This window comes from Candidatus Nanopelagicus abundans (genome assembly GCF_002288305.1).
GTDB classification, from domain to species: Bacteria; Actinomycetota; Actinomycetes; order Nanopelagicales; family Nanopelagicaceae; genus Nanopelagicus; species Nanopelagicus abundans.
On record NZ_CP016779.1, the window covers coordinates 1,155,744 to 1,161,863 of the forward strand.

The 6,120-nt window shown below is 42.1% G+C and carries 9 protein-coding genes; 1 reads left to right on the plus strand and 8 read right to left on the minus strand.

Features of this window, described 5'->3' with window-relative positions; translation table 11 throughout:
• Positions 1–4 precede the first annotated feature (4 nt).
• Positions 5–1,288, plus strand: a complete 1,284-nt coding sequence (locus tag B1sIIB91_RS05985; protein WP_095688652.1) for an aminotransferase-like domain-containing protein — start codon at positions 5–7, stop codon at positions 1,286–1,288.
• Here the strand turns inward: B1sIIB91_RS05985 and B1sIIB91_RS05990 are convergent.
• From B1sIIB91_RS05990 to rpmH, 8 genes are read right to left on the minus strand one after another with little or no spacing between them, the layout of a single operon-like run.
• Complete coding sequence (locus B1sIIB91_RS05990; RefSeq protein WP_095688653.1) at positions 1,285–2,166, minus strand: ParB/RepB/Spo0J family partition protein; 882 nt, start codon at positions 2,164–2,166, stop codon at positions 1,285–1,287. The genes B1sIIB91_RS05985 and B1sIIB91_RS05990 overlap by 4 nt on opposite strands.
• A gap of 4 nt (positions 2,167–2,170) precedes the next feature.
• Positions 2,171–3,091, minus strand: a complete 921-nt coding sequence (locus B1sIIB91_RS05995) for a ParA family protein (protein WP_095688654.1) — start codon at positions 3,089–3,091, stop codon at positions 2,171–2,173.
• Positions 3,092–3,100: 9 nt separating this feature from the next.
• Positions 3,101–3,697, minus strand: a complete 597-nt coding sequence (gene rsmG, locus B1sIIB91_RS06000) for a 16S rRNA (guanine(527)-N(7))-methyltransferase RsmG (RefSeq protein WP_095688655.1) — start codon at positions 3,695–3,697, stop codon at positions 3,101–3,103.
• 8 nt (positions 3,698–3,705) lie between these two features.
• Complete coding sequence (locus tag B1sIIB91_RS06005) at positions 3,706–4,227, minus strand: Jag family protein (RefSeq protein ID WP_095688656.1); 522 nt, start codon at positions 4,225–4,227, stop codon at positions 3,706–3,708.
• A gap of 53 nt (positions 4,228–4,280) precedes the next feature.
• Positions 4,281–5,186: a membrane protein insertase YidC gene (gene yidC / locus B1sIIB91_RS06010; RefSeq protein ID WP_095688657.1), complete on the minus strand. Its 906-nt coding sequence runs from the start codon at positions 5,184–5,186 to the stop codon at positions 4,281–4,283.
• Positions 5,186–5,431: a membrane protein insertion efficiency factor YidD gene (yidD, locus tag B1sIIB91_RS06015; protein WP_095688658.1), complete on the minus strand. Its 246-nt coding sequence runs from the start codon at positions 5,429–5,431 to the stop codon at positions 5,186–5,188. Before yidD ends, yidC begins: the two co-directional genes overlap by 1 nt.
• A complete protein-coding gene (gene rnpA / locus B1sIIB91_RS06020) occupies positions 5,428–5,778 on the minus strand; it encodes a ribonuclease P protein component (RefSeq protein WP_095688659.1) in 351 nt (116 codons plus the stop codon). The genes yidD and rnpA overlap by 4 nt, the downstream gene beginning before the upstream one ends.
• A gap of 14 nt (positions 5,779–5,792) precedes the next feature.
• On the minus strand, positions 5,793–5,927 hold the full coding sequence (gene rpmH / locus B1sIIB91_RS06025; RefSeq protein ID WP_009612516.1) for a 50S ribosomal protein L34: 135 nt from the start codon (positions 5,925–5,927) through the stop codon (positions 5,793–5,795).
• Positions 5,928–6,120: the final 193 nt, after the last annotated feature.

Consider the following 6,120-nt stretch of genomic DNA (forward strand, 5'->3'; position numbering starts at 1 on the left):
GTTAATGAAATCCGGTAGAGATTTAAGAGTTGTGCCACCTGTTGATGCCACTCGCGTTCAAATCGGTGAACCAGAGAATCTGCCAGAACGTTTTGCTCATCGCGCCCAAGGAATGAAAGCGAGTGAGATTCGCGCGCTATTTGCAGTAGCGAGTCGGCCAGAGATTGTTTCTTTAGCTGGTGGTATGCCAAATCTTTCTGCCCTACCAATGGAAATGATGGCATCGGTTACCCAAAAACTTATTTTAGAAAATGGCGCGGAGGCTTTGCAGTATGGAAGTGGACAAGGACATCCAAAACTTCGAGAGCAGATCTGTGATGTGATGGCGCTAGAAGGAATTAAAGCTCACCCAGATGATGTAATTATTACAACCGGCTCACAACAAGCACTTGATCTAATATCTCGAATATTTATTGATCCAGGTGATGTGGTTTTAGTTGAGGCTCCTTCCTATGTTGGCGCCCTTGGCACATTTAAACAATATGAAGCCCAGGTTGTACATGTGGGTATGGATGAAGATGGCTTAATCCCGCAAGCACTAAGAGATGCAATTAAAACTACCAAAGCAACCGGTAGAAAGATTAAGTTTTTATATCTAATTCCAAATTATCAAAACCCAGCTGGGGTGTTACTGCCAGCAGATCGACGAAGTGAGATCCTTGAGATCTGCCGAAGCGAAGAGATATTTATTGTTGAAGATAATCCATATGGCTTACTTGGATTTGATAAACCATCTCCAAATGCCATGAGGGCTAGTGATTCAGAAAATGTTATTTACCTAGGAACTTTTTCAAAAACAATTGCGCCAGGCCTGCGGGTTGGTTGGGCATTAGTTCCCCAATCTTTAAAAGATAAGATGGTAATTGCATCTGAATCCTCGATTCTTTGTCCATCAAATTTCACTCAACTTGTGATCTCAAGTTACTTAGCTAATCAACCTTGGCGTGATCAAATAGCAAGTTTTGCTAAGTTATATAAAGAACGCAGGGATGCTGCCCTTTCTGCTTTAGATAAGTACTTTCCAAAAAATATCACCTGGACTAAACCAGCAGGTGGTTTTTATATCTGGATTACTTTGCCCCCTGAAATTGATACCAACGCCCTAGTTCCAAAAGCAATTGCAGCCAAGGTGGCATATGTGCCAGGAACTGCTTTTTATGCAGATGGTTTTGGTTCTTGGTCACTACGTATCTCCTACTGCTACCCAACAGCTGAGCGAATTACTGAAGGTATTAAATCTTTAGCAGGAGTTATTAAAACTGAGATGGATAGCCGGCAAATAAATTAGTTTTTAATTACCTTACTTATCCGCTCTAAATCCTCAATAGTTGCAAACTCAATTACTATCTTTCCTTTTTTCTTACCCAACTCAACACTGACCCTGGTATCTAAGTGATCTGCTAAATCATCTGAGATTTGTTTAAGTTTAGGCGCAAGAATTTTTCCACTTCGAACTGAGCCGGCCTTCACCTTAGCCCCACCACTTGCCACAATCTCCTCAACAGCTCTAACAGTTAAGCCTTCAGCAACAATTCGATTAGCAAGGTTTTCAATTTCTTTTTCATCTGTAAGTGATAACAGCGCCCTGGCATGTCCTGCTGAAATAACAGCTGCTGCAACTCTTCGTTGCACTGATACGGGTAAATTAAGTAAGCGCATTGTGTTTGTAATTACGGGACGAGACTTACTTAGTTTTACCGCTAACTCATCATGGGTGTAGTTAAAGTCATTTAATAATTGTTGATATGCAGCTGCCTCTTCCAGTGGGTTAAGTTGGCTTCGGTGAATATTTTCAACTATCGCCTCCCGTAGTAATTGATCATCACTTGTTTGTCTAATAATTACTGGAATAGTTTTTAATCCTGCAAGCTTTGCTGCCCGAAAGCGGCGCTCACCCATTATTAATTGATACTTACCATTTCCAAGTGATCTAACTACTGGTGGTTGAAGTAGTCCTACTTCTTTAATTGATAATGCTAATTCGGTTAATTGATCTTCATCAAAATTAGTTCTTGGTTGTTTTGGATTAGCGCTAATGTTATTTAGTTCTATCTCATCCCTATTTGCAGTAATTACGCCACTACTTGTTTTAATTTCAGTTGAAATAACTGATTGCGGGATTAATGCATCTAGTCCTCTACCTAAACCACCTTTACGGGTGCTCATTTAATTAAGCACTCTCATTTTTTATATTAATTGGCGCACCACCTCTGTTTGCAATCTCTCGTGCAACTGACATGTATGCGATAGCACCTGGTGAGGCTGCGTCATATGTCATTACGGTTTGCCCATATGAAGGCGCCTCTGAAACTCTCACCGCTCTAGGAATAGGGATATTAATTAACTCATTAGGAAAGTGTTTTTTAACATTATCTGCTACATCATTTGCAAGTCTGGTTCTGCTATCAAACATAGTTAATACAATTGTTGTTAAAGATATCTTTGGATTTAATCGTTTCTGCACTTCACCTAATGTTTCAAGTAATAGTGATACTCCTTCTAGTGAGTAGTACTCACACTGAATTGGCACTAATACTTCATCAGCTGCTGCTAATGCATTAATTGTTAGTAGGCCAAGGGAAGGTGGGCAATCAATAAATACATAATCAAAGCGTTGTCCGGCATTTTGTTTAGCAGTTAAAAACGTTTGTAGAGCCGCTTGTAATCTAAACTCTCTAGCAACTGCTGGGACTAGTTGAATTTCAGCTCCTGCTAAATCAGAGTTTGCTGCGATCGCTTCAAGATATGGGAAGTTTGTAACCTTAACTGCAGCATTTGCCATTGGTAGATCGTTAATTAAAACATCATAAATTCCGGCCGTGTTTACCCGATCAATTCCAAATGCAGTTGAGGCATTTCCTTGTGGATCTAAATCAATTAATAAAACCTTAAGGCCGCCCATTGAAAGAGCTGCGGCTAGATTTACTGCGGTTGTAGTTTTTCCAACCCCGCCTTTTTGGTTGGCCACGGTGAAGATGCGGGTTTTAAGTGGAGCGATCATTGGCTCCTTAAGACGCCTAACCCCAATTACCGGCTTTGGCCCAAGTGCTCCTTGGTTATTTGTTTCGTGTGAAACATCATCTGCCCTCATGGGCGGAAGTTAAGCACCTTTCCTTACCTCAACCACCCTAGCCACAGGCAGATTAGGTAGTGATATCTCATGTACTTTGGCAGTTGACCCCTTTTTAAGGCTTGTTCCAGCAAGTTCGTCCTCGGCAGAGGCTCCTTTGATCGCGAGCAAGGCCCCACCTCTTGGAATCATGTGCCAGCTGATTTTAATTAACTCTTCAAGGGGGGCAACTGCCCGAGCGGTTACTACTTCAAACTGTTTTTTAACGGTTTGCGCCCTTCCCCTAATTACCTCTATCGGAAGGTTAAGTTCAATTACTACCTCATTTAAAAAATCTACCCGCCTTTGAAGGGGCTCAACTAGGGTCATTTTTAGATCGGGCCTGGCCAGGGCAATTACGATTCCAGGAAGACCGGCTCCTGAGCCAATATCTACTACCCGCACCCCTTGCGGGATAAGGGTTGTTACGGGAAGGCAGTTAGCAATATGGCGATCCCAGATTCGATCCCCTTCTTTGGGGCCGATTAGACCTCGCTCAATCCCTTTTGTTACCAAAATTTGGGCGAAGGCTTGAATCTGATCCTCACCGCCTTTAAAAAAGGCGAGTAGATCAGCGGTTGGTTTCACGTGAAACCTTAGGCAGGAAGTACTACCACGCAGCGATCTGGGTCTTCACCCTCAGATTCACTAGTTAGGCCAATCTCCTGGATGGTGTCGTGGACGACCTTTCTTTCAAAGGCGTTCATTGGGCGAAGCTTTATCGCCTCTCCAGTTGATTTAACCTCTTCAGCGGTCTGTTTAGCTAGCTCAGCTAATTCAGCCTTTTTATCACTTCTAAAGTTGTCGATATCTAGCATCAGTCTGCTTCGCTCACCTAGTGAGGTCTGCACCGCAAGACGGGTTAGCTCTTGCAGGGAATCTAGGACCTCTCCTCGGCCACCAACTAGGTGGCTTAGTTTGCCGCCGGCAATTGCTAGGGCTGCTCGATCATTTTCCACATCAATATCAATATCACCATCAAGATCTGCGATATCAAGTAATCCCTCTAGGTAGTCAGCTGCAATATCTCCCTCTTCTTCAAGTTGGGCGATCAAGCTCTTTTTTTCGACAACCTTCTCAACAACCTTTTCTTCTACTACTTCACTCTTTTTAGCCATTTTTCCTCCAATATGTGATTTAGACTAGTTTGATAGTTTTTGTACTGATTTAGTTATTTACGCTTCTTTTTCTTCTTTTTTGGTTGTTTTCTTTGCCCAGTTTGCTCGTTTGGATTTTCAACAATTGTGTCACCGCTAGGGCCCTCATTTTTATCTTCAATTAAACCCTTATCTGCTTTTTTCTTTTGTAACTCTTCATAGGCAGGTGAACCTGGTGTTGGGTTTCGCTTAATTACATAGAACTGTTGTCCCCAAGTCCAAAGGTTTGTAGTTGACCAGTAAATTAAAACCCCGATTGGAAAGTTAACACCAGTTACAGCAAAAATAACTGGAAATAAATACAACATGATTTTTTGCTGTTGCAGCATCATGTTATTTGAAGAGTCCATCTTTGGCATTCCCTTAACCATTAATTGGCGCTGGGTAGTGAAGGTGGTTGCTGACATAAAGATAATTAAAATTACGGTGATTAATTTTGTAGTTGCATCACTGGACCCTAGGAATGTGCCAGAAAGTGGGGCGCCAAAAAAATTAGCTCCTTGAGCTGATAGTAGGTACTCACCTTTTAGTAACCCGTGGGGTCTATTTTGGCTAATTCCGTTTAGTACTGTGAATAGTGCAAAAAATATAGGCGCTTGCGCCAGGATTGGAAAACAAGATGCTAGTGGATTTGTTTTGTGCTCTTTATAGAGCTTCATCATTTCCTCTGATTGCTTTTGCCGATCATCTTTATACTTCTTTTGAATCTCTTTCATATGGGGGGCAAGTGCGGTTAGTGCCCGCTGGGATTTAATTTGCTTAACAAAAAGTGGAATTAGGATGATTCTGATAACTATAACAAGGGCAATAATTCCAACTGACCATTGCAGATCCTCATTGTTGGTAAAGGCCAGAAGATCGTGGAAGGTGATCATTACCCAAGAAACAGCGGTATATAAGGGGTTTAGGATGCCTCCCATTAGGCTACCTGCCGCTCTCTAATTTTAATCACTGCGTTTTTAGACGGGTAATCAACTCCGCCATTTGAAAAAGGATTACACCTTACTAATCGAATGATGGCCATGAAAAATCCTTTAATTCCAAACTCAGTTATTGCTAGTTCGGCATAGGTTGAACAAGATGGGTAGTACTTACAACGAGGTGTTAAAAGTGGTGAGATAAGTTTTTGATAAGCCTTTATCACTAGTACAAATATTTTTCTCACGCGTCCGCCTTTTTATTAAAACTAGAAAGTTTTAAAATAGCTTTCTCAACTGCAATAGCTACCTCATTTGTGTAATCATTTTGTTGTTTAAGAACTCGCACCACCAACATGCTTTGCTTTGGTAGGGACGGAATGTGGGCGGCAAAATTATGGCGGAGTTTTCTAGTTACAAGGTGTCTACTTACAGAGCCTCCGACTGAGCGATTAACAATGAAACCAACACGTGGTTGCTCTTGCTCACCTAAGGATGCATAGATAACTATGTTTTCACTACTGACTCTGACGCCAGCTTTTGTGATGCGATTAAAATCTGATCCAGCCCGTAGCCGGTTAGTTTTAGGTAACACGTTTTAGTTATTAATTAAGCAGAGATTTTGGCGCGGCCTTTAGCGCGACGAGCTGATAGAACACCTCGCCCGCCTCTTGTGGCCATGCGAGCACGGAAACCATGTTTTTTAGCCCGTTTACGAACATTGGGCTGGAAGGTGCGCTTCATAAATATCTCCTAAATTTTTGCGTTATCTCCCGTTTAAGGGTCACAGCGGTATGGGTGGTAAGGGTAAGGGTTTAGGACAAGGTGGGTCAAACCATCTTTTTCCCCCCACCGTAGATTGCTGAAGGGGTCGTTTTTGTGGATAACCACTTGCAATCCTGAGAGATAGCACCTATCTTCGCCCTCTATCCACAGA